The following is a 23,961-nucleotide window of genomic DNA, read 5'->3' on the forward strand; positions in this document are numbered from 1 at the left end:
TAACATGGCAGCGAAAGACAACGACGCGGCAAAGACCGACGATCCTGAAAACGCAGGCCCGATGAATGACATGAGCCAAGCCGCGGTCAAAAAGATGATCTCGGGTGCCCGTGCACGCGGCTACATCACCTATGACGAGTTGAACCAGGTGCTGCCGCCGGATCAGGTCTCCTCCGAACAGATCGAAGACGTGATGTCCATGCTGTCCGAAATGGGCATCAACATCATCGAAGAGGAAGAACTCGAAGACGACAGCTCCAAGGAAGTCGCCGTCGTTGACACCTCTGCCAAAGAAGTCGCGCTGGCGGAAACCGGCAAGGAAACTCTGGATCGCACCGACGACCCTGTCCGCATGTATCTGCGGGAAATGGGATCTGTCGAACTGCTGAGCCGCGAAGGCGAGATCGCTATCGCCAAACGGATCGAAGCCGGTCGCAACACCATGATTGCCGGTCTGTGCGAAAGCCCTCTGACGTTTCAGGCGATCACCATCTGGCGCGAGGAACTTCTTGAAGAAGACATTCTGCTGCGCGACGTGATCGATCTTGAGACGACCTTCGGAAACACGATGGAAGAAGACGGAGAGGAAAGCGTTGTTGCCGGCCTCAAACCGGCTGCTCCGGGTGCCCCGACCTCCCCTTCCGCTTCGGAAAAGGCTCAGGAAGTGGATGCTGACGGCAACCCGATCCAGTCCGATGACGAAGACGACGATGAAGACGAAGCCGCAAACATGTCTCTGGCTGCGATGGAAGCCGCACTGAAACCGCAGGTTCTGGAAACGCTGGAAAAGATCGCCCACGATTACGAAGCCCTGGCAGCGATGCAGGACGTGCGTATTTCGGCTACGCTCAACGAAGACGAAAACTATTCCGCGACCGAAGAAAATGCGTATCAAAAATTGCGCGCGTCTCTGGTGGAACAAGTTAACGCGATGCACCTGCATAACAACCGTATCGAAGCCCTGATTGACCAGCTTTACGGCATCAACCGTAAGATTATGTCGCTGGACTCCGGTATGGTGAAACTGGCCGACCAATCCCGCATCAACCGTCGTGAATTCATCGATGCCTATCGCGGTCAGGAACTGGACCCGATGTGGCTCGACAATATCGCGGAACGGGACGGACGCGGCTGGAGCCAGTTCATCGAACGCTTCCGCGACAAGGCCGAAGACATCCGCAACGAAATGGCACAAGTGGGCCAATATGTGGGTGTGGACATCACCGAATTCCGCCGGATCGTGAATCAGGTGCAAAAGGGTGAAAAAGAAGCCCGTCTCGCCAAGAAAGAAATGGTCGAGGCAAACCTGCGTCTGGTGATTTCCATCGCCAAGAAATATACCAACCGTGGCTTGCAATTCCTTGATCTTATTCAGGAAGGTAACATCGGCCTGATGAAGGCGGTGGACAAATTCGAATACCGTCGCGGCTATAAATTCTCCACCTATGCAACTTGGTGGATCCGTCAGGCCATCACCCGTTCCATCGCGGATCAGGCCCGCACCATCCGTATTCCGGTTCATATGATCGAAACGATCAACAAACTGGTTCGGACCGGACGTCAGATGCTGCACGAGATCGGGCGCGAACCGACACCGGAAGAACTGGCAGAAAAGCTGCAAATGCCGCTTGAGAAAGTGCGCAAGGTGATGAAAATCGCCAAAGAGCCAATCTCTCTGGAAACCCCGATCGGGGATGAGGAAGACAGCCAGCTTGGTGATTTCATTGAGGATAAGAACGCGATCCTGCCACTGGATTCTGCTATTCAGGGCAACCTGAAGGAAACCACGACACGGGTTCTCGCCTCTCTCACCCCGCGTGAGGAAAGGGTCCTGCGTATGCGGTTTGGTATCGGGATGAACACCGACCATACACTCGAAGAAGTGGGCCAGCAGTTCAGCGTAACACGGGAACGGATTCGCCAGATCGAAGCCAAAGCCCTGCGCAAACTGAAGCACCCAAGCCGCAGCCGCAAATTGCGGAGTTTCCTGGATCAGTAATCAGTTATTTGGGGTGGTCGGAAAACGGCCACCCCTAATCTGATACAGTCTGAAAAAGAGACTTTTTATGTTCCTGTTTTGAAGTCCTATTTATCTTCGCGCGAATGTGTCTTCGGCATTAGATGTTGTAAACGCTACCTACCGGCAAATCCCCTCCACCTGCACATCTTTCCATCCCACGATGATTTCTCTGACAGGCAGCTTTTGCAGCGGGAAATGCGGGGCTAGCATTTTGCGCAAGCGGCTCGTGCGCGGCGCCGTAGGGTCCAGCACCGAGCAGCAAAGATACTCCTCTACAATACGCCCTTGCTGTTCATAGCCGTAAGACAGGAAATCCCCGCCGCTGTCCGGATCAATCAGATACGGGTCCGCTTTTGTCTGATGCTCTTGTGCCGCCTTGAGCGGGTGATAGCCTGTCTTCCTTCTGTTTTGCCACTGCCAGACATGGGTCAGTTCGTGCGCTAGAAACATCGCCTGATACAGGTGGAGCCGGTCCGGATAATCCGGCGTGTAGCTTTCCAGATAATAATCCGGGTTCACAAATATCCGGTTAAAGAGGGTCACCGCCGATGGCGCGCCGGTCACAATCTCGGTTTTTGGCGGCGGATAGACCCGCTCTGTGCAGGTCAGTCGCGGTCGCTTGGGCGCGCGCAGCGTGTAGGACCGCACCGGCGCGTTATCAACCAGACGCACTCTGGACACATTCAGATCGGGCCCGTGAAACTGCGCTGCAAACGCCTTTTCACTGTCCGTCATCGGGCGGCCGCAAGCGGCCAGAAACAAAAGGATCAGAAGAGTGCGCATGGGGCAAGCATGGGGAATTTATCCTGCTAAAGCAACGGCTTTTCAGCTATCCGAAGATACCAGGGCGTAACCCCATCATTTCCATTACTAACAAATAGGCAATTCCCATCACGTACCACAAACGCGCCTTCTTGGTATGCTCATCCGTCATCGCATAGCCCAAGATCAGGTTCATCGACAGAAACACATTTTCGTTGCGTGTCGAATAGATAATCAACACGAAAAGCATCACCGCGTAATGGGTCCACATACCCAGCCGCGCCCGCAACAGCACGCAGGCCTCGATCGCTATTTGAGAAAACAGAGCCGCATAGGTGAGTATAATCGCCAGAAGTTGCAGATACGGCGGCACGGTTAGCGGCACCGAATTCCCCTGCCCCGGCGGCATCGACAACAGGGCTTTCTGGGCCAGCAGGTTTTGCTGAACCACTTCCGGCCAGTTGGAATAGAACAGGGAAATCAGGGTTTTGAACATATATCCGTTTGCCAGATAGCCACCAACCAGCGCCCCGCTCATATAATGGGGTGAGACAAGTTTCTGGATCAGCGCCAATCCCATCAGGATGCTGATCAACAGGACAGCTGCCCGCGCAATCACTGCAGAAGCCTGCGCTCCGGACGCACAGGCAATCATCAACGCAATGCCGATGTAGGTAATCATGAAGCCGTGATTGGCAATCACGTAGTAGTTGGCCCAAACATTAAGCCCCAGACCGAGCACAACGCAAAACAAAAGGACCACGCGCTGCTTCACCTCTCCGGCTGTCATCAACAGGATCAGCAAGAAGGGCACCACCAGCCGCGCCGCAAAAGGAATGTATTCCTTGGTGGTAAAGAAAACGAAAACGATAGCAGAGAACAGGATCAGCAGTGTGCGGATGTGTTCTTCACTCACAAATCTGGACAAAGGCTGCAGGATCGGGCGCTCGCGGAACGGGGTCATTGGCCTGCCTCCACACCAGTACGGCGATAGACAAGACTGCGCGTCACCATTGTTTCTGCTTGGTTGTAGCGGTTTTCGTAAACTTCCACAGAAATTGTGGAAGGCGCAAAAACGTTTCCGTCACTCGGCGTAACGCCGTCAATTAGGGTGTCTGGCCAGCGTACACGGGCAAGGCGTGTGATGAATGGATCGCTCACACTGTCGCGGGGATAAAACAGCAACCGTTCGGCGCTCCGGGTCAAGCCGTCGAGATAGGCCCCACCGCGCACACCGGCCATGTCACGCCAGCTTGCGTATTCGGCTGTCTCCGGCCAGAGCTGGACCAGCGCTTCACCATCATCGGCCCCTTTCAGACGCAACCAGACGCCCCGATCTTCGGCATGGGGTTCCGTATACATGCCAAAACCGCCCCCTTTCCACGCCAGCAGCGGGGTCGTTTTATGGAGGTATATCTGCCACAGCACATTTCCGGCGACCACAAGCGCCAGTATCAGGACCAGCCCGAAAGACCGTCTTCCAATCCACTCAATCGATTTGTCCAGCATATCAGGCCCCAAACGTTCATTCGCGCGAAATTAGCCCCATTCGATCAGCACGGTCAACCAAGCCTACACAAGATAACGAATGTGGCACTGTATCTTGGGGGTGCGGATTTTTTCTACCCAAACGGTTGAAGATTGGTATAGTCAGAGAAAACAAGATTGAGGTACAGGTTTATGAGATGTCCCTTTTGCGGGAATACCGACACCCAGGTAAAGGACAGCCGTCCTGCCGAAGACCATGTCGCTATCCGCCGCCGCCGGTTTTGCCCTTCTTGCGGGGGCCGGTTCACCACCTACGAACGGGTGCAGCTGCGCGATCTCGTCGTCGTAAAGAAAAACGGCAAGCGTGAGGATTTTGATCGGGACAAGCTGGAACGTTCGATCCGCATGGCAATGCAAAAACGCCCGGTCGATCCGGAAAGGGTCGACCAAATGATTTCCGGCATTGTGCGCCGCCTTGAGAGCATGGGCGAAAGCGATGTTGCTTCGGACCGGATTGGCGAGATTGTAATGGACACGCTTGCGCGGATCGACACCGTGGCATATGTCCGTTTCGCAAGTGTTTACAAGAACTTCCAAGCCGCCGACGACTTTGAAGATTTTGTCCAGCAGTTACGTCCTCCCACCGCGCCGGACGAGGTAAAGTGACAGCAGACCACATGGACGAACGGTTTATGCAGATGGCCCTTACATTGGGCCAGCGGGGGTTGGGTAATGTCTGGCCGAACCCCGCTGTCGGCTGCGTGCTGGTCAAGGACAACCGCGTCATTGCGCGGGGTTGGACCCAACCCGGAGGCCGCCCTCATGCAGAGGTCCACGCCCTCATGCAGGCGGGCGAGCAGGCACGGAATGCAACAGCCTATGTCACGCTCGAACCTTGTGCCCATCACGGTAAAACCGGCCCTTGTTCGGACGCGCTGGTAAAGGCTGGAATACGCCGCGTGGTTTGCGCGACGCAGGATCCTGATGCCCGTGTATGCGGGAAAGGTTTCGAAATCCTTGAAAAGGCCGGTATCGAAGTAACGCGTAATGTGCTCAAGGCACAGGCTGATGCGGACCATATCGGCTTTTTCAGCCGGATCACAAAGAGCCGCCCAAGTGTGACATTGAAACTCGCCAGCAGTCTGGACGGGCGGATCGCGACGCGAACAGGTGACAGCCGCTGGATCACAGGTCCGATGGCGCGACGGGCCGTGCATCTGATGCGGGCGCGCCATGATGCCATTCTCGTCGGGCGGAACACGGTGGCACAAGACGATCCGGATCTTTCCGTGCGCGATCTCGGGTTGGCCCATCGCTCTCCGGTTCGGGTGGTGCTTGACAGTAGGCTCTCTTTGCCGGCAACCGGCCGCCTTGCCCGTACAGCGCGGGATATACCGCTCTGGATTTGCCACACAAACGCCGCTGATTCCGCCCAAAAATGGAGCGACATCGGGGCGTTCCCGCTGACGTGCGCCGCAACGGCCGGTGGCCAATTGGACATTTCCGGCGTTTTGGAAGCTCTTGCCAATCAGGGTATCACCCGCCTTTTCGTCGAGGGCGGCGGTCAGGTTGCGGCGTCGTTTCTACAAGCCGGTGTCGTTGATGAACTGGCCTTGTTTTCCGCAGGGGTAGCGATTGGTGCAGACGGGCGCCCCAATCTTGGCGCATTCGGAGTGGATGCGTTGAAGGATGCACCACGGTTCACCCGCAAATCCGTCACCACGCTCGGGCCGGATATTCTGTCGATCTGGTCACCGGAAAAGACCTGATCGCTGCGAACCGGCTATCGCCACAGATAAGCATAGCTTGCAAACAGCCCCTGAAGCTTTGCCAGCAGCCTGATTCCGCCCGCACCCCGCGTATTGGCCTCACCCTCCGCAAAACGGGTCAGGATGGTTTCCACGGCGCAGACATGCCTGCCCCGCGCCCCCCTGCCGGCCGGATCCCAGTAGGTCGGGTAATCAATCAGGGCCGCATGAACCAGCCCTTCAAGCGAAACCGAAGCCTTGCGGCGCGCCGGAACCTGCCCGAGATCTTCCGTCAACCCCCAGCCAGCATAGAACGGCGCGCCGAAACACACGACATCCTTCCCCCGCAACAGCGCCTCAAACCCCGTGAGAGAGGTCATGGTCGCCACACTGTCCACCTGCCCCAACAAAGCGGCGATATCAGCCCTTTCTACCAACAGGTCAGCCAAATCGGTAAAGCGGTTAAGCGCGGCGCCCCCGTCACGAAGCCCCGCCATTACATCAGGATGGGGTTTATAAATGATAAAGCTGTCGGGAAACCTTTTGCGTGCCGCTGTTAAAAGGCCAAGATTGGTTTTAATCCCCGTGCACCCCTTCAGGATCGATTGGTCGTCCTCTACCTGACCGGGCACCAGAACCAAATGGCGCCCTTTGGGCAGCTGCGGCACGGAATCCCCCGAAAGGTTGTATTTGGACAAGCCAAGCGCGTTAACACGATCCATCAGCTGTCGCGCCCGACCTGAATTTTCCGCAGATATATCAGCATTTTGCGCGATCAGTTTTTCAAGGCGGCTTTCTCGGGTCGGATCGTAGTAAATGCCAAGATCGTCCAAGGCCAGCGATACCGGTTCAACCAATGCCGCGCCAAGCCCGCTGGATCGCAGGAAGCCGTCTTCCACTCTGACAAGCGGCACACCGGCCGCTTTGCAGGCCTTGGCAAGCACAGCAGCTTCCTTGCCCGACCAGACATAAACTGCGCCCGATTTATCCCCTGCCAGTCGGGCCGCCTTGACCGGATCCTCTTCGAATACCGGTGCCGGACCGTCCTGTTGGAAATAGCGCCGCAAGAAACTCCGTTTCCACAAACGCATTCCCACGAACACTTTAAACCCGCTGTTTTTACGCCGGAAATCCGCCGCTGCGGATAGATGGCGGGCAGTTGTAGCAAAATCGGTGGGCTTGCCCGAGACCGGATCAACCCAACGGCAATAGAGTTGATAAACGCCGTGAAACAACTGCGCTGCGCTGCGATGTCCCAGAGATTTGACTTGCGGATGCCGATCCTCGGTCAGGTCCATCCCGCAGTAAAAGGCATTCCCGAACACGACGGGGCGATGGCCTGCGAAAATCGCCTCCATCCCAAGTTGGGATGACACGCAATAGACCGCCCGCGCCTGCTCCATCAGGTGCCATGGCGAAACAGGCGCATCCATCAGAACAACCCTGTCAGACTGGTCTTTTGTTCCAAAATACCCGCCACGTTGGCCGGCACGGGTCTCAGGGTGGGTCTTAATTACAATTGTAGCATCAGGATGTTCATCAAGTGCAGCTTGCAACATGTGCGCAAACGTGTCCCGATCCGCCCCTGCCCCCGCGATGGACGCATCCCCAAAGGTCTGATCCACGACCAGCACAAAAGGATCAGGCAATTCGGGCGGGTCCAAGGGAAAGTCGTTGTATTTGGACAGGTGATTGTCCCGCAGACAGGCAATCCCCGCCAGCGCCGCCCGCCTCTGTTCATCTGACAATACAGGGCCGGCACGAAAAATATCCCGCAGATCATTCTGGGCCGCGGTTTCAAAATAAATTCCCTTGTGGTCCACAACCAGTGAACGGGGTGGCTCCCCCTGTCGCCCCGTGCGCAGGGACCGCAGAAAGCCGTCTTCGACTGTGACCACCTGCGCGCCGCTGGACTGTGCTATCCCCAGCCCGCGGCGGGACACGGGTTTACGCCCCCAGACGAGCACCGCATCCGTTTTGCGTGGAAAGCCAAGCCGCGGCGTAATACCCGCTGCCAATAGCGCCCGTCGCAGAGGTCGGTTCAGGAAAAAGCTTGTAGAATAGCCAAAGGCCCGCGTGCTCTTTTCAGGCATAATCGCGGGCCTTTTCTGTTTCATACCGGTGTCGGCGTGGCGTTAGCCACCAGCCGCCGCAGTCAGCGAGTTTGCCGCACCTGCGCTGGATGTCAGGACAGACAGGGTTTTGGTCCACTGCACGTAGGGTGCCTCGGTGACGTAGATCGTATCTCCGTCGCGAATTTCAAAGTCCCGTCCCAGAAACACACCTGTCGGTTCCGTCAGGTCCAGAACATAGGCAAAGCGTTTCGGCGTTGTGAAATCGTCCCGACCCAGCACACGGTTTGCATATTCCGGTGTCTCGTCGCGGAAGATGAAGATACCAGTCGGGTCAGCGAGATTGCTGTTCAGTCCGCCCATATAGGCAATGGCTTCAATCGCGTTCATCGTCGGCTGCGGGAATTCCACCAGCGACTGTGAACCGGTAGCGCCAAGCGCGGTAAAGCGGCGGGTGTCTTCCTGAATGAGAATTCGATCGCCGGGACGCAGGGCAATGTCCTGCTTGTTGCTGGCGAACAGGTCTTCCAGCCAGACTGTACCCTTGTGCTCTCCGCGGATCACCGTAACGCGGGTATTCTCCGGATCGGTCGTAACACCGCCGGCGGCGGCAATCATCGTAGAAAGCGTGCTGGTCGAGGCTTCAATCGGGTAAACCCCCTGCCCGCCAGCGCCTACAATGGAAACAGTCGAGCCATCACCGGCAGCGCGGGTCACGATGAACTGCGGATCCGGTGTCTGCGCGTCAAGCTTGCGTGTGATGATCTGGCGCAGCGCTTCGGGCGTGTTGCCAGCTGCACGAATACGGCCCGCATATGGGATAAAGATGTGGCCGGTTTGGTCCACTTGCAGTTCTGTCAGTGTAGAAGGCGCGCCAGCAGTGCCAAACAGCCCTTCTTCCACATTTTCATAAACCGTCAGCAAAAGCTTGTCACCGCGCCGGATTGTATCCGCGCCGATCCGGCCTGCGTTCAGGAAAGCGGCATCAAATCCCGCGTTCGGCGCATCTGCAGTGGCCTGCACCACGCGGTCATTTACGGAAACGATATAGGCGTTGCCTTTTTGCTGGACGCTGCCTGCAAAAATTTCACGTTTGTTCGGTCCGGGACGCGGCAAACCGCATGCGGACACGGCAAACGCCACAACGAAGAGAGCCATTAACCCGGCTTTAGGTTTGTTAACTTTTGACAAAGTTTCTGCCCCTTTTGTCAAAACTGCCTCATTTTTTTCTTTTAGCGTGGCACAAATACCAAGGAAATCAAAGCCCTTTCCGGATGTGCCTTATTTGACAACCTGAAACTGTTGCACAGGGGACGCGCTGTCAGTTTCAAGCGCATCGTACGGGTCCTGTTCTGACAGCACCATGTCAACCACCTGCCGCACCAGCCGGACACGTCCGCGACGGGAATAATACCCCCCTGTAATCTGCGAAGTCATTAGCAAAAACTGTCTGTAATCTCGGTATGCGGTCAGGTCCGGTTTCTTCGGCGCTGCAAAAAAATCTTCCAGCGACTGATCGGAAGTGAACTCGGGCTTGCAGAAAACCCCTGCTCCGAGCGCCTTTACCGGCAATCCGCGCCAGAGCGCCTGTTGCGCGGCGGTTGAATTGATCGTCACCACAGAACGGGCATAATCCAGCAGCTCTGCCAGTTTGCCGCCGCGCACAAAATGAATGCGCCCCGTCAGACCGAATTCCGTCGCAAGTTGGTCCGCCACTTTGGACAGCGGCTGCCTGTCATCTTCAAGCGGGTGGGACTTGAACACCAGATGGTGGTGCTTTGGTGCCTTTTTGGCAAAAGCTTCAACGCAGATGCGCATAAATTCAGCCATTCCGGTGAATTCCGAGTGACTGCGGATAGAAGAGTCATGGCTCAGTTGTAGCAGGCTCAGATGGTAGACAAACCCGTTGCGCTTGATCGCCTGTGTTGCACGCCAGCGCCGGAAAGCATGGGCTGGTCGGGTGACAAGGCGCTTGAAGTGCAACCAGAACTCGTGGCTCACCGGACTGTCCCGATGGGTTTTATAGTTCCGGAAGCGGCGGTTCCGGAACAGGATGTGCCAATGATACACTGCTCCTAGAAGGATATGCTGGCGCATGTCGCCCCAGCGTGCAGGCGCTTCAGGCTGGTCATTATCCACATGGCTGAGCGCTTCGCGCATGGTGTCCACGCTCATATCCATCAAACGGGAAAACCCGTTCACGCCGCCCCTTTCATAGGTGACCCAATAGGGGCGCAGATAACCTTCCTCAAAACAGTGGACCTGTATGCCGAGCTTCTTGGCCGCTTCCACTGCGGCTTTGTGCAAGGGTCGTGTGTCCCCGTAGATCACCAGATCGGTGATCCCCTGCTTCAGAAAATTTTCGACAAATTGGGGCCATTGTTCGTAGGGCTTGGTAAACGCCACAAATGTCTTGCGGTTGCGCCAGAAGAAACGATCACCTTCATTAAAGCCGATCTTGGTCACATCTGCGCCGGATTGGGAAATTGCCTTGCTCAGGTCATAGAAAAACGGGCCGTGCGGACCCTGTAAAAACAAAAAGGATTTCTTCTTTTCCTGCAACGTTATCTTACCGCAGACACTAGGTCTGATGCCCCTTGGTCAGCTTAATATTGTGCATTTTCCCTAAATGTCACGAAGAAAAATACGGACAATCCGGACATGTGTCCGGCACAGCACGTTAGGAAAAAGCCCCATTTTCCATTTGTTGCGGGCCTCCCGTTCGACCCTGCTAAAATCATACTTGGACTTGCTCAATTTGTACACAAGAGCTAGGTGCAAAGGAGCATAAAACAGGTGAAAAACATGTTCACAGGTATCATCACGGATATCGGCACGGTTGCCGAACTCGAACAGCGGGGCGATCTGCGCGCCCGCATCACAACAAATTACGATCCTGCCACGATTGATCTGGGGGCCTCCATCGCCTGTGAAGGCGTCTGCCTGACCGTGATCGAGATGGGAAAATCCGCACAAGGCAACTGGTTTGACGTAGAGATCTCCGCCGAAACCGTCTCCAAGACAAACCTTGGTGGCTGGGCCGAAGGACGTCGGATCAATCTGGAGCGCGCGCTAAAAGTGGGTGACGAACTGGGCGGACACATCGTATCGGGCCATGTGGACGGTCTGGCCGAGGTGATCGAGATCCACGACGAAGGCGACAGCACACGTGTTACCCTGCGCGCGCCCCGTGATCTTGCACGCTTTATTGCCCCCAAAGGCTCCGTCGCTCTGAACGGAACCTCTCTGACAGTGAACGGCGTGAACAATACGGATTTCGACATCAACTTTATCCCCCACACCAAGCAACACACCACTTGGGGGGATGTTGCGCTCGGGGCCCGGATCAATCTGGAAATCGACACACTGGCCCGCTATGTGGCGCGGCTGGCTGAAATGACACAGACCTGAGGTGACAGAATGACCGAAGAGTCCTACAGCGACATGATTTCCCCGATCGAGGACATCATTGCCGATGCCAAGGCGGGCAAGATGTTTATCCTCGTAGACCACGAGGACCGCGAGAACGAAGGCGATCTGGTAATCCCTGCGCAAATGGCCACGCCCGAAGCGGTGAACTTCATGGCGACCCACGGGCGCGGGCTGATCTGCCTGTCCCTTGAATCCAAGCGGCTGAACGCCTTGGGCCTGCCGATGATGGCGACGGCCAATTCATCCCGTCATGAAACCGCTTTTACTGTGTCTATCGAAGCGCGCGAAGGCGTTACGACCGGAATCTCGGCCCATGACCGCGCCAGGACTATTGCTGTGGCAATAGACGAAAACAGCGGCCCGCAGGACATCGCCACCCCCGGCCATGTGTTCCCGTTGCGCGCCCGAGAAGGCGGCGTTCTGGTTCGCGCCGGTCACACCGAAGCGGCCGTGGATGTCTCCCGTCTGGCAGGATTGAACCCGTCGGGCGTGATCTGCGAGATTATGAATGACGACGGCACCATGGCCCGCCTGCCCGATCTGGTGGCCTATGCGCAGTTGCACGGGCTTAAGATCGGTACGATTTCCGACCTGATCGCCTATCGCCTGCGCTATGACAATCTGGTCAGCGAAACCGCCAACCGGAACGTCACCTCCAGCTACGGTGGCGACTGGAACCTGCGGATTTTCACAGACAAGACCAATGACACGGAACATGTTGTCCTTGTGAAAGGCGACATCACCACCCCCGAACCGGTGTTGGTGCGCACCCACGCGATGAACCCGCTAGAGGACCTTCTGGGCCTTGGCCCCGCCCCTGCCGGTGAACTGGCCCGCGCGATGGAAACCATTGCAGAGGAAGGGCGCGGCGTTGTCATGCTGTTCCGCGACCTTGAGGCCAAATTGCAACTGGACGAGGACTCGACACCGCGCCAATTGCGCTATACTGGGCTTGGCTCGCAGATCCTCTCCTCTCTGGGATTGCGGGATTTCATCCTGCTGACCAATTCTCCCATGCCCAAAGTGATAGGTCTGGAAGCCTATGACCTGAACATTGTGGGCACACGCCCCATTAAGAAAGCTTGATCCATGGCCGGTTCCGAAACCCATTACGTCCTGCCCAGCCCGAAATTCGACGGGGACGCGCCTCATCTGCTGATCGTGGTGTCGCCTTACTATAAGGACATCGCCGACAATCTGGTGGACGGCGCCAAGGCCGCGATAAGTGCAGCAGGGGCAACATATGAACTGGCCGAAGTTCCGGGCGCACTGGAAATTCCGACGGCCATCCGGCTTGCTGGCCGGTCCAACGAATTCGACGGCTTTGTGGCGCTTGGCTGCGTCATCCGCGGTGAAACCACCCATTATGACACAGTTTGCAACGATTCCAGCCGTGCAATCAGCCTGCTGGGACTGGACGGCTATTGCATCGGCAACGGCATCCTGACAGTTGAGAACCGCACACAAGCAGAAGTCCGCGCCGACAGCACAGGCCAGAACAAGGGCGGCGGCGCAGCCGAGGCCGCGCTTCATCTGATTGCCCTGTCACAGCGCTTTTTGAAAAAAACCAAAGGTATCGGGTTCAAACCCGCGTCCGAGAACATCTTGATGGCGGGCGAAAACAAGGACACAAAAACAGCATGAAACCCGCTGACAAACGACAAATAAAATCCGCCACTCGGATGTATCTGGTGCAGGCCCTGTTCCAGATGGAAGCTTCTGATACGGACGCGGAAACCGTACGTGAAGAATTTCTGAACCATCGCTTTGGTGCGCAAGAAGAAGAACACGAATGGTTGGAGGGCAACGCCAGCTTTTTTGAACGGCTGTTGCTGGCTGCTGTCAGCAATCAGGCCAAGATCGATCAGCACACCGATCAGGCTCTGGTAGAGAAATGGCCACTGAAACGGATTGACCCGACCTTACGGGCGCTGTTCCGCGCTGCGGGTGCCGAACTCGTCAGCGAAGCGACCCCTCCTAAAGTGGTGATTTCGGAATATGTAGACGTGACCAAAGCCTTCTTCCCAGAGGGACGCGAATCCAAATTCGTGAATGCGGTGCTGGACCACATGGCCCGCGCCTTTCAGCCCGACAAATTCTGACGCGGGTCCAAATCCGGCAAAAACGGCAGTTCCCTGTCGGGAACACAACAGGTTTTGCGACAGGGACGGGCCAAGCTGCAGGGAAACGAGGTTAAAAACTTCTTATGCGTTTGCTGATTTCCTTTGCGGCCCTGTTCCTGTCGATTACCTTCCTCCAGTTATCCTCCGGCGCGATTGGCCCGCTTGATGCCCTGTCAGGACACAAGCTCGGGTTTTCCAACAACGAAATCGGTATACTGGGCTCGGCGCATTTTCTGGGATTCTTCGTCGGTTGCTGGTGGTCTCCCCGTTTGATGGGATCGGTTGGCCATACCCGCGCCTTTGCAGCTTTCGCCGCCTTCGGAGCCATTGGTGCCATCGCCCATCCCCTGATGCCGGATCCTACGGCCTGGGCCATCATGCGGATCATGACCGGACTGTGTGTTGCAGGCTGCTACACCGTGATCGAGGCCTGGATGCAGGCCAAGCTGACCAACCAGACGCGGGGCCGTGTTATGGCGACCTACCGCGTGGTGGACATCGGCGCGTCTTCGCTGGCGCAATTGATGATCGGGGTTCTGGAACCGGGCTCCTATGTATCCTACAATCTGCTGGCGATCCTGTGCTGCGCCTGTTTGTTCCCGTTGACGCTGTCCCGTATCGAACAGCCCAAAGTTCCTGTCGCCCCCAGATTGCACCCAATCCGCACCGCGATTCTCTCCCCGCTTGGCGCGGCAGGCGTCATGGTAGCGGGCACCACATCCGCCGCATTCCGGATGGTATCCCCGATTTACGGGCAGGAAATTGGCCTGACCGCCCAGCAGATCGGTTCGTTTCTGGCTACAGTTCTGATCGGCGGTGCGGTGGCACAGTTTCCGGCGGGCTATCTGGCGGACAAGTTTGACCGGCGACATGTTCTGATCGGCCTTTCGGTGGCCTCTGTCGTAGTCTGCGTGGGCTTCTCTTTCGTTAGGCCCGAAACCATCGGCTCTGTCTATGTTATGGCCGCCCTGTTCGGTATCATGACCTTTCCGATCTTTTCCGTGTCTGCCGCCCACGCAAATGACTTTGCCAAGCCCGAGAACATCGTAGAGGTGAACGCCTCCCTGATGTTCATCTATGCCGTCGGCGCCATCCTCAGCCCTGTGGTCGCAACCGCGCTGATTACAGGATTCGGCCCGTCGGCCCTGTTCCTGTTCATTTCCGGTGCCCATGTCTTTCTGGTCGTCTTCGGTCTGGCGCGGATGTACGCCCGCCCAACCAGCGACACCAGAACACGTTACAAATATGTGCCGCGCACATCCTATATCGTCGGGCGTCTGTTACGCAGGAAACGATAATCCGCACCTACCGACGTAACGTAGGGCAGGATTCGCACATTCTGGTCAATCCGTTTGACCAATCCGGCCACATCCCCACTTGAGCCTTTCGTCGCCTTGATCCTATTCTACCGGAAATTCCCGAAGAGAGGTCAGCCATGGCACCCATTACCAACATTTACGATTTGAAAGCCCTGCACAAGCAACGCACACCGCGCATGTTCTATGACTATGCGGAAAGCGGCAGTTGGAGCGAGCAGACCTTTCGGGACAATGTTGACGACTTCTCGCGCCTGCGCCTGCGTCAGAAAGTGGCCGTGGACATGACAAACCGCAACACGCGGATGTCCATGCTCGGGCAGGAATATGCCATGCCGGTCGCACTGGCCCCGATTGGAATGCTTGGCATGCAACACCCTGACGGGGAAATCCATGCCGCGCAGGCAGCAGAAGAGTTCGGCGTTCCCTTTACCCTGTCCACCATGTCGATCTGTTCCATCGAAGATGTGGCCGAGAAAACAACAAAACCTTTCTGGTTCCAGCTTTACGTGATGCGGGACCGTGATTTCATCAACCGCCTGATCGACCGCGCCAAGGCGGCAAACTGCTCGGCGCTGGTCCTGACCTATGATCTGCAAATTCTCGGGCAGCGCCACAAGGACATCAAGAACGGCCTCTCCGCCCCGCCCCGTCTGACACTGCCCAACATCCTGAACATCGCGACCAAACCGCGTTGGGCTTATAACATGCTCAACACCAAGCGGCGCAGCTTCCGCAATATCATCGGCCATGTGCAAGGCGTGGACGACATGTCAAACCTGTCGGCATGGACAGCAGAACAGTTTGACCCGACGCTGGACTGGAACGATGTGGCATGGATCAAGGAACGCTGGGGCGGACCCCTGATCCTGAAGGGTATCCTTGACGTGGAAGACGCCAAAAAAGCGGTCGAAGTCGGTGCCGACGCGTTAATCGTGTCAAACCACGGCGGGCGACAGCTTGACGGGGCGATGTCCTCTATACGGATGTTGCCGGATATTGTTGACGCTGTAGGAGATCAGATCGAGGTGCATATGGACGGGGGCATCCGCTCCGGTCAGGACGTACTGAAGGCAATTTCGCTGGGGGCCAAGGGTACGATGATCGGCCGGTCCTTCGTGCACGGACTTGGCGCGATGGGGCGCGAAGGTGTGAAAACCGCGCTGGAGGTGATCCACAAAGAGCTCGACACGACAATGGCGCTCTGCGGGGAACGGGACCTGAACAATATGGGGCGGGACAACCTTCTGATTCCAAAAGATTTCCGCGGCGAGTGGGAATAGGCAAAGACCAACCGGCAACCCGCTGAACCACCCGCTTGCACAGCAGCGGGTGGTTTTTCTGTCTGTGATGAAAGAAGTAGCCGGACACAAAAGTAAACGGGTGGTTTTCAATCCGCTGCCCTGCATGACTGCGCCTTTTTCCTTATGACCCTGCAAATATGAAGCGTCATGTATGAAGCTTCATTTAAGAAGCTTCATATAGGCAGTATGTTGATCCAAATCGCCCCAATGTTTCAGCAAGTTAAATAACGCAAACCCACAGGCAAACGCCAAGCCCACCGCTGCCTTTATGTTGCACGTCCCTTGAGACCCATACATAAACCACCCCGCAGGGCCACAGTTGCAAACACCATGCGGCATCCTCCTCCGCACCAGGTTCCAGATTCAGTCTTGCCTTTTTGCCATTTCCCCCCTAATGGAGCGGCTTCACGCGGCACTTACACCCTTGGAGGATTGCCGCCTTTACATATTGGAGAATTATCATGGCCGAGATGCCAAACATCATCGCCACACCACGTACGGGGACCGGCAAGGGGGCCGCCCGTCAAGCCCGTCGCGACGGACTTGTCCCAGGTGTTGTCTACGGCGGCGGCGAAGAGCCGATCGCAATCAACGTAAAATTCAACGAGCTTCTGAAGCAGCTGAAAGCCGGCCGTTTCCTTTCCACACTTTTCAACCTCAAGGTTGAAGGTCAGGAAGACGTTCGTGTGATCTGCCGTAACGTACAGCGCGATGTTGTAAAAGACCTGCCTGTTCACCTCGACCTGATGCGCCTGCGTCGCACATCCCGTGTGAACCTGTTCGTACCTGTAACCTTCATCAACGAAGAAACTTCTGTTGGCCTGAAGCGTGGCGGCGTTCTGACCGTTGTACGTAACGAGATCGAACTGAAAGTGACAGCGGGCAACATCCCTGACGCGATCGAAATCGATCTGGCGGATCTGGACGTTGGCGACATCGTTCACATTTCCGACGTCACACTGCCAGAAGGCTCGCGCCCGATGATCACAGACCGTGACTTCGTGATCGCGAACATCTCTGCACCTTCCAGCCTGAAAGCTTCCGATGAAGATTCCGGCGACGACGCAGAAGACGCACCAGCAGAAGACGCCGCAGAAGAATAAGCCCTTCCGGCAATTTTTCTTAAACCCCGCGTGTTCAGACGAACGCGCGGGGTTTTTCTTTGCGCTTTTGGCATCTGGGAAGGATAGCCGCTATAAAGCCTGCGAATCGACGCAGTGCCAAAGGACACCCCACATGCAAATCTTTGTCGGCCTTGGAAATCCCGGATCGAAATACGCGAACAACCGGCACAACATCGGTTTCATGGCGCTGGACCGTATTGCTTCGGATCACGGTTTCGCCCCGTGGCGCAGCAAGTTTCAGGGCAAAGTGTCCGAAGGGCGTTTGGGCAGCGAAAAGGTGATCCTGTTAAAGCCCGAAACCTTCATGAACCTGTCGGGCCAATCCGTGGGCGAGGCGTTGCGCTTTTACAAAGCCACCGTTGAAGACCTGACCGTTTTTCACGATGAACTGGACCTTGCACCCGGCAAATGCCGTGTGAAACAGGGTGGCGGTCATGCGGGCCACAACGGGTTGCGCTCAATCCATCAACACGTCGGCGAAGCTTATGCGCGGGTGCGCATCGGCATCGGCCATCCGGGCCGAAAGGAAGCAGTGGCAGGGTATGTTCTGCACGACTTTCCCAAATCCGACGAAAACTGGATCGACGATCTGCTGCGCGGAATGTCTGACGGCGCGCCAGATCTTGCGACCGGAGACTCTGGCCGGTTCATGAACGCTGTAGCCCTGCGCGTGGCCCCGCCGCGATCATCAACCACAGCCCCGAAGCCTGACAAAGCCACAGCCAAACCAAAAGAACCGGAAGTAGCACCGGCCGAGGACACCCGCAGCCCGTTGCAAAAGCTGAAAGACAAATTTTCCTGAAAGCATCCCATGCCAGATTACGCCCGTTATGCCGATACCGCCAGAATCCTTGGCCGCCTGCTGCTTAGGGGCGATGTTCACGGTATCCGGCGTGTGGCCCGCACCGGCAGTCTGTTCGCCCCTCAGAACATTGTTGCAAACTTTGGCAACATGCAGGCGCTATTCTTCCATCAGGACGCAAAAGTCACACCGCAAGCGCCAAGCCCCCTGCCCGAAGCCCCGCGCCCGATTGCACAAAGCTTCACCCACAAAGGGCGCCGTATCGATCTGAACACATGGCATCAGGAACGGAACATCACGGCGATGGTTGTCCTGAAAAACGGAGCTGTTGTTCATGAGGAATATTTAAACGGCACCACCGCGCAGGACCGGCGGATTTCATGGTCCATGTGCAAAAGCATACTCTCCGCAACCTTCGGTGTGATGGTTGATCGCGGCATGATGCCGGATCTCGACACTAAAATCGGATCGCTGGTCCCGGACCTTCAAAACTCCGCCTATGCGCAGGCCAGCATTCGCAACGTGTTGAACATGGCCAGCGGTGTCGCCTTTAACGAGGATTACCTCGACTATCATTCGGACATTAACCGCATGGGGCGTCTGTTGGCAGTCGGCGGGTCTATGGACGCTTTTGCCGCCGGTCTGACACAACAGCAATATGCGCCCGGCACCTACAACAATTACGTGTCCATCGACACCCATGTGATCGGAATGGTGATGCGGGCCGTATCCGGCAAAGGCACAAACGCGCTAGTGTCCGAACTGCTGTTCCAACCGATGGGTCTGGAACAAACGCCGTACTTTCTGACGGACAGTCTGGGAGAGCCCTTCGTGCTCGGCGGACTGAATATGACAACACGGGATTACGCGCGGTTCGGCCAGATGTTCGCACAAGCCGGCCAGCTCAACGGCAAACAAATCGTGTCCCCCGAATGGGTTAAAGCCTCCACCGCACAATCCGCCCCGCCCCCAACGCCCGAAACCGCCATCACCCCCCAAGGTGCGCAAGGTTACGGCTATCAGTGGTGGCGCCCCGCGCAGGCAGCAGACGGGGAATTTTATGCCATCGGCATCTATGGCCAGTATATCTTTGTCGATACGGCGCGTCAGGTGGTGATCGCCGTAAATGCCGGAGACACCAATTTCCGTGACGGCGACGGCGCTGTCACACAAAGCAATTTAGCGGTTTTTCGCCAGATCGCTGCCTCTTTAGAATAATTCTAAATCTTGACAGTGCGCCGATGGAAGCGCATATCTAGGGCAACCTTCCAAAAGGATGTAAAAGACATGTTTATCCAGACCGAAAGCACCCCGAATCCGGCCACGTTGAAATTCCTGCCGGGTCAGGCGGTACTCTCCACCGGCACAGCCGATTTCCCGACAGAAGACGCGGCACAGGCCTCGCCTCTGGCGCAGCGCATTTTTGGTGTGCAGGGCGTCACCGGGGTTTTCTTCGGCCCTGATTTTGTCACTGTAACCAAAGACGATAAAACCGAGTGGAACCATGTAAAGCCCGCCATTCTTGGCGTTATTATGGAACACTATCAATCCGGCCAGCCTGTCATGGGCGCGGATGCGGAAAACACTGGCCACAAGGAACACACCGGCGAAGACGGTGAGATCGTGCAACAGATCAAGGATCTGCTGGACACACGTGTACGTCCTGCTGTGGCACAGGATGGTGGCGACATTACGTTCCACGGTTTTGACCGCGGTATCGTCTACCTGCATATGCAAGGCGCCTGCGCAGGCTGCCCGTCTTCGACCATCACCCTGAAAATGGGCATCGAAAACCTGCTGCGCCACTATATCCCCGAAGTGACCGAGGTACGCCCCGTTGCCGCCTGAACCGCTCACTCTGGCCTTTGATACAGCAGCCGCGCATTGCGCGGCTGTCCTGTTTCAAGGGCCGAACATGCTTTGCAGCCGCGTCGATCCGATGTCCAAAGGACAGGCAGAGCACTTACTGCCCATGCTTGAGGATCTGCTGAAATCTGCGGGCTACAACTGGCCGGATATTCACACGATTGGCGTTGGCGTGGGACCGGGCAATTTTACCGGAATCCGTATCTCCGTTGCAGCAGCCCGCGGGTTGTCACTGTCCCTGCAAGTGCCCGCCATTGGAATTCCGCGCCTAGACGCAATCGCCTATGGGAGCGCAGGGCCAACTACGGCTGTTGTCGATGCCCGCCAGAACCGTGTGTATCGCCAGCATTTTGACAACGGCGTCGCCCTTTCGGATGTGGAACTTGTCGAAATGACGGGTTTGTCGCGTGAAAAGCCTTTTCTATCTGACAGCCCGCTGGACCTTGAACACCTCACACAGATCAGTGCCGAAGATATGATCCGCAATACAGGCGCGCTCGTGCAGTTACGCCGCACCACAGAGCAGCCCCGCCCTGCGCCGCTCTATGTGCGTGCACCGGATGCGGCGCTGCCCTCTGAACAGCCGCCGCGCATTCTGCCGTGACGCCAGAGCAAATGGCAGAAATCCATGCGGCCTGCTTCACGCAGCCCCGCCCGTGGTCCGCGACAGAGTTCAGAGAACTCTGCGCTTCTCCTCTTTGTCTTGTGAAGACTCTCGATCTCGGATTTGCGATCACCCGCCGCGCCGGACCCGAGGCCGAATTGCTGACCATTGCTGTCCATCCCGACGCCCGTCGTCAGGGCAAGGCCCGCGCTCTCCTCTCAGAGCTTCTAGCCACGTTGCAATCTGACGGATGCGAGGAAGTTTTCCTGGAGGTCGTCGCAGACAACCATCCCGCAATTGTCCTCTACAAAGCCGCAGGCTTTACCGAACTGTCCTACCGGAAAGATTACTACAACGGTGTGAACGGTAGCAAATCCGCCGCTCTGGTTATGCGCAAAATCCTTTAGCCACGTCCGACAAAGGGCATATTGCTTGCCATGACGGTCATCGACAGGACGTTGGCTTCCGGCGGCAGTCCGGCCATGTGCAACACGGCGTCCGCCACATGTTGCACATCCATTGTGGGTTCGGGGCGCATCGAACCGTCCGCCTGTACCGTCCCGTCAATCATTCGCGTCACCAGTTCGGTGAAGGCATTGCCAATGTCGATCTGCCCGCAGGTGATATTTACCGAGCGCCCGTCCAGCGCCAGCGTTTTCGTCAATCCGCTGATGGCATGTTTTGTCGCCGTGTAGGCCGCCGATCCCGGACGGGGCGTGGTTGCGGAAATAGAGCCGTTGTTGATGATCCGCCCGCCTTGCGGGGATTGTGCCCGCATGATCCGCCAGGCCGCGCGGGCGCACAGGAAGCTGCCTGTCAGGTTGATATCGACACAATTGCGCCATGCAGAAACGTCCATCTCGTCAATATGCGCAGCCGGAACACCGGTTCCCGCGTTGTTGAACAACGTATCTATCCGGCCGAACCGTTCCGCAATCCGGTCAAACGCCGCTTCCACCTGAGATTCATCCGTTACATCACATGGAACCGCGAGCGCTGCATCCTGCCCCTCTGCCACTTGTTTCAGCGGCTCCACCCGCCTGCCGATCAAACCGACGTTCCAACCGGCCGCCAGAAACGTCTGCGCAGTCGCTTTGCCAATACCGCTACCTGCACCTGTTATTACAATCGTCTTGGTCATATGAAATTTGCCCTATGTCTGTCTGAAGTGCCTCAGTTCTGGCGCAGGCCGGCGATTTTGTCTAGGCGATCCAGGGGCCGCGCACTTCCGCTACACGGATGAATAACTCCGCATAAGTCCAATAAAAGCCTTAGAAACCTGCCAACTGGCCGGTTGCCCGAAGCGCTCTGCGCGCGTATACCGTTAAGGACCTGAACGATAAAAGGTTACACGCCCGTGGACGCGATCACCCTGACCTCCGAGATTATAGTTGTGCTGGCCCTGCTCGGCTTTACTGTCATGCTGTTTGTAACCGAAATTGTTCGGGTGGACGTGGCGGCGGTCATCGTGATGGTGTTGCTCGGTGCGCTCAGCTACCTCCCCGGACTGGGCGGTCTGATAGAAATAAACCACCTGTTCGACGGCTTTGCCTCCAATGCGGTTATTTCGATTATTGCCGTGATGATCCTTGGCGCAGGGCTGGACAAAACCGGACTGATGTCCACGGTCGCCTCTACCATTCTGAAGTATGGCGGCACCAGCGAACGCCGCATCATTCCGATTGTGTCAGCCACTGTCGGCTTTATTTCCAGTTTCATGCAGAACGTTGGCGCCGCTGCGCTTTTCCTGCCAGTGGTTTCGCGGATTTCCTCGCGCACGAATATTTCAATGTCCCGCCTGCTGATGCCCATGGGATTTTGCGCAATTCTGGGCGGCACAATGACTTTGGTCGGCTCCTCGCCGCTGATCCTGTTGAACGATCTGATTGACACAGCAAACCTCGATCTGCCCGCGGATGCCCGCATGGAGCACTTCACATTATTTTCCGTCACACCGATTGGTCTGGCGCTGGTCCTGACGGGGATTTTCTATTTCGTGTTGTTTGGCCGCTGGGTCCTGCCGGGCACCACATCAAAAGGGGATGGTACCTCCGGCCAGACAATGAATGCCTATCTGAAACGGCTTTACGGTCTGAAGGCAGATATTGTCGAAGTCGAAGTTCCCGAAGGTAACATTCTGCTTGGGGAAACCTTTGCCGATCTGATGGAAGTCCACCACTGTTACATCATCGGAAGCTATTTTCAGGGCCACCGCTGGGTCGCGCCACTCGTCACTACCGAAATTACAACACCCTGTCGTCTGGCCATCCTTGGCCGCCGCAAGGTGATAGAGGAAATGGCCGATATCTACGGGCTGGAAATCAAGCCCAACCTCGATATTTTCGCCGAAGAATTTGCCCCGACGAAAAGCGGTGTCGCCGAAATCGTTGTGCCGCCGGACAGTCAGGTAATCGGAAAAACCGCACAGGAACTGGCGCTGCGCAAGACTTATGGCATGTCCATGCTGGCGATTCACCGCGGTGGCGACACCATGAGCCATGTGGAACATGAAGACCACGAAGCCACCCGTATCGGCATGGTCCCGCTGCGCGCCGGAGACACGCTGGTGGTACACGTACTCTGGGAAAATCTGGTGCGGATCAAGAAAGGGCGGGACTTTGTTGTTGTTACAACCGACTTCCCGCAAGAAGAACTGCGCCCGCAAAAGGTTGGCTGGGCGATCCTCTTCTTTATTATATCGCTCAGTCTGATCCTGTTTACCGATATGCGCCTGTCCCTCTGCCTTCTGACAGGTGCCGTGGGTATGATTGTCACCCGCGTGATCAACATGGACGAGGCGTATAACGCGGTCGGCTGGAACACCGTCTTTCTGCTCGCCTCCCTGATACCGCTCGGGCAGGCCGTGCAAATGACAGGAACAGCGGAATGGATCGCGCAAGGCGTGCTCTCGGTGCTGGACGGCTGGCCGGTCTGGTCGTTGCAGGCCGGCGTTGCCATTCTCGCGACCATCTTCACGCTGATCATGTCCAACGTCGGCGCAACGGTCCTACTGGTGCCTCTTGCAGTTTCAATTGCGATGGCTTCGGGCGGCGATCCCGCCATATTTGCCATGACCGTTGCAATTTCCACTTCGAACTCTTTCCTGATCCCGACCCATCAGGTCAACGCCCTGATTATGGGTCCGGCAGGCTATCGCGTGGTGGATTTCATGCGCACGGGCGGGATCATGACCGTACTGTTCCTGATCGTATCGCTCGTGATGATGAACATCGTCTTTTAAACGGCTATCCGGCTTCTTCTGGCTGTAAATATCCCGGGGTCTCAGGGGCAGCGCCCCTG

Annotated in this window: 23 protein-coding genes; 16 read left to right on the plus strand and 7 right to left on the minus strand. The window is 56.6% G+C overall.

Going from position 1 to position 23,961, the window contains the following annotated elements; translation table 11 throughout:
- Positions 1-4: 4 nt before the first annotated feature.
- The gene (gene rpoD, locus C0U40_RS07585) at positions 5-1,999 is read left to right on the plus strand and encodes an RNA polymerase sigma factor RpoD (RefSeq protein ID WP_101655153.1); all 1,995 of its coding nucleotides are present in this window, start codon (positions 5-7) and stop codon (positions 1,997-1,999) included.
- A gap of 138 nt (positions 2,000-2,137) precedes the next feature.
- Here the strand turns inward: rpoD and C0U40_RS07590 are convergent, their stop codons facing one another.
- The 3 genes from C0U40_RS07590 to C0U40_RS07600 are packed head-to-tail and all read right to left on the minus strand — an operon-like array spanning position 2,138 to position 4,291.
- Positions 2,138-2,803, minus strand: a complete 666-nt coding sequence (locus tag C0U40_RS07590) for a hypothetical protein (RefSeq protein WP_101655154.1) — start codon at positions 2,801-2,803, stop codon at positions 2,138-2,140.
- 46 nt (positions 2,804-2,849) lie between these two features.
- Entirely contained in the window at positions 2,850-3,746 is an 897-nt protein-coding gene (locus tag C0U40_RS07595) for a hypothetical protein (protein ID WP_101655155.1), read from the minus strand.
- Positions 3,743-4,291, minus strand: a complete 549-nt coding sequence (locus C0U40_RS07600) for a hypothetical protein (protein WP_101655156.1) — start codon at positions 4,289-4,291, stop codon at positions 3,743-3,745. The genes C0U40_RS07595 and C0U40_RS07600 overlap by 4 nt, the downstream gene beginning before the upstream one ends.
- Positions 4,292-4,462: 171 nt before the next feature.
- Between C0U40_RS07600 and nrdR the strand changes: the two genes are divergently transcribed.
- Complete coding sequence (gene nrdR / locus C0U40_RS07605; protein WP_069299564.1) at positions 4,463-4,936, plus strand: transcriptional regulator NrdR; 474 nt, start codon at positions 4,463-4,465, stop codon at positions 4,934-4,936.
- 11 nt (positions 4,937-4,947) lie between these two features.
- Positions 4,948-6,039, plus strand: coding sequence for a bifunctional diaminohydroxyphosphoribosylaminopyrimidine deaminase/5-amino-6-(5-phosphoribosylamino)uracil reductase RibD (ribD, locus tag C0U40_RS07610; protein WP_101655430.1), 1,092 nt, complete (start codon positions 4,948-4,950; stop codon positions 6,037-6,039).
- Between the two features lie 14 nt (positions 6,040-6,053).
- Here the strand turns inward: ribD and C0U40_RS07615 are convergent, their stop codons facing one another.
- The 3 genes from C0U40_RS07615 to C0U40_RS07625 all read right to left on the minus strand — a co-directional run bounded on the left by C0U40_RS07615 (position 6,054) and on the right by C0U40_RS07625 (position 10,628).
- Positions 6,054-8,111, minus strand: coding sequence for a capsular polysaccharide biosynthesis protein (locus C0U40_RS07615; RefSeq protein ID WP_286134844.1), 2,058 nt, complete (start codon positions 8,109-8,111; stop codon positions 6,054-6,056).
- Positions 8,112-8,153: 42 nt separating this feature from the next.
- Positions 8,154-9,248 carry a polysaccharide biosynthesis/export family protein gene (locus C0U40_RS07620; RefSeq protein ID WP_101655158.1) on the minus strand — a complete coding sequence of 365 codons (1,095 nt, stop codon included), beginning with the start codon at positions 9,246-9,248 and terminating at the stop codon, positions 8,154-8,156.
- A 123-nt stretch (positions 9,249-9,371) separates the two neighbouring features.
- Positions 9,372-10,628: a capsule biosynthesis protein gene (locus tag C0U40_RS07625; protein WP_286134845.1), complete on the minus strand. Its 1,257-nt coding sequence runs from the start codon at positions 10,626-10,628 to the stop codon at positions 9,372-9,374.
- Between the two features lie 267 nt (positions 10,629-10,895).
- Here C0U40_RS07625 and C0U40_RS07630 point away from each other — a divergent pair, with 267 nt between their 5' ends.
- The 12 genes from C0U40_RS07630 (at position 10,896) to C0U40_RS07685 (ending at position 21,068) form a co-directional block, all read left to right on the plus strand.
- On the plus strand, positions 10,896-11,501 hold the full coding sequence (locus tag C0U40_RS07630) for a riboflavin synthase (protein ID WP_101655431.1): 606 nt from the start codon (positions 10,896-10,898) through the stop codon (positions 11,499-11,501).
- Between the two features lie 9 nt (positions 11,502-11,510).
- A complete protein-coding gene (gene ribB / locus C0U40_RS07635; protein WP_101655160.1) occupies positions 11,511-12,608 on the plus strand; it encodes a 3,4-dihydroxy-2-butanone-4-phosphate synthase in 1,098 nt (365 codons plus the stop codon).
- Between the two features lie 3 nt (positions 12,609-12,611).
- Positions 12,612-13,166, plus strand: a complete 555-nt coding sequence (locus C0U40_RS07640) for a 6,7-dimethyl-8-ribityllumazine synthase (RefSeq protein ID WP_101655161.1) — start codon at positions 12,612-12,614, stop codon at positions 13,164-13,166.
- On the plus strand, positions 13,163-13,624 hold the full coding sequence (gene nusB, locus C0U40_RS07645) for a transcription antitermination factor NusB (RefSeq protein ID WP_101655162.1): 462 nt from the start codon (positions 13,163-13,165) through the stop codon (positions 13,622-13,624). Before C0U40_RS07640 ends, nusB begins: the two co-directional genes overlap by 4 nt.
- A gap of 104 nt (positions 13,625-13,728) precedes the next feature.
- Positions 13,729-14,943, plus strand: coding sequence for an MFS transporter (locus C0U40_RS07650; protein ID WP_101655163.1), 1,215 nt, complete (start codon positions 13,729-13,731; stop codon positions 14,941-14,943).
- Between the two features lie 137 nt (positions 14,944-15,080).
- Complete coding sequence (locus C0U40_RS07655; RefSeq protein ID WP_101655164.1) at positions 15,081-16,244, plus strand: alpha-hydroxy acid oxidase; 1,164 nt, start codon at positions 15,081-15,083, stop codon at positions 16,242-16,244.
- A 482-nt stretch (positions 16,245-16,726) separates the two neighbouring features.
- Complete coding sequence (locus C0U40_RS07660; protein WP_435673788.1) at positions 16,727-17,368, plus strand: 50S ribosomal protein L25/general stress protein Ctc; 642 nt, start codon at positions 16,727-16,729, stop codon at positions 17,366-17,368.
- Between the two features lie 133 nt (positions 17,369-17,501).
- Positions 17,502-18,191, plus strand: coding sequence for an aminoacyl-tRNA hydrolase (gene pth / locus C0U40_RS07665; RefSeq protein ID WP_101655166.1), 690 nt, complete (start codon positions 17,502-17,504; stop codon positions 18,189-18,191).
- 9 nt (positions 18,192-18,200) lie between these two features.
- Positions 18,201-19,409: a serine hydrolase domain-containing protein gene (locus C0U40_RS07670; RefSeq protein WP_101655167.1), complete on the plus strand. Its 1,209-nt coding sequence runs from the start codon at positions 18,201-18,203 to the stop codon at positions 19,407-19,409.
- 69 nt (positions 19,410-19,478) lie between these two features.
- Positions 19,479-20,039 (plus strand): NifU family protein, encoded by a 561-nt coding sequence (locus C0U40_RS07675; RefSeq protein WP_101655168.1) that lies wholly within the window; start codon positions 19,479-19,481, stop codon positions 20,037-20,039.
- Positions 20,029-20,661, plus strand: a complete 633-nt coding sequence (tsaB, locus tag C0U40_RS07680) for a tRNA (adenosine(37)-N6)-threonylcarbamoyltransferase complex dimerization subunit type 1 TsaB (protein ID WP_286134847.1) — start codon at positions 20,029-20,031, stop codon at positions 20,659-20,661. Before C0U40_RS07675 ends, tsaB begins: the two co-directional genes overlap by 11 nt.
- Before the next feature lie 11 nt (positions 20,662-20,672).
- A complete protein-coding gene (locus C0U40_RS07685) occupies positions 20,673-21,068 on the plus strand; it encodes a GNAT family N-acetyltransferase (RefSeq protein ID WP_286134848.1) in 396 nt (131 codons plus the stop codon).
- Here C0U40_RS07685 and C0U40_RS07690 read toward each other — a convergent pair.
- Complete coding sequence (locus tag C0U40_RS07690; protein WP_101655170.1) at positions 21,065-21,802, minus strand: SDR family oxidoreductase; 738 nt, start codon at positions 21,800-21,802, stop codon at positions 21,065-21,067. The genes C0U40_RS07685 and C0U40_RS07690 overlap by 4 nt on opposite strands.
- Before the next feature lie 216 nt (positions 21,803-22,018).
- Here C0U40_RS07690 and C0U40_RS07695 point away from each other — a divergent pair, with 216 nt between their 5' ends.
- Positions 22,019-23,902 carry an SLC13 family permease gene (locus C0U40_RS07695; RefSeq protein ID WP_101655171.1) on the plus strand — a complete coding sequence of 628 codons (1,884 nt, stop codon included), beginning with the start codon at positions 22,019-22,021 and terminating at the stop codon, positions 23,900-23,902.
- The last annotated feature ends 59 nt before the right edge of the window (positions 23,903-23,961 follow it).

Source organism: Neptunicoccus cionae (genome assembly GCF_002860325.1).
Taxonomy (GTDB): Bacteria; Pseudomonadota; Alphaproteobacteria; order Rhodobacterales; family Rhodobacteraceae; genus Amylibacter; species Amylibacter lutimaris.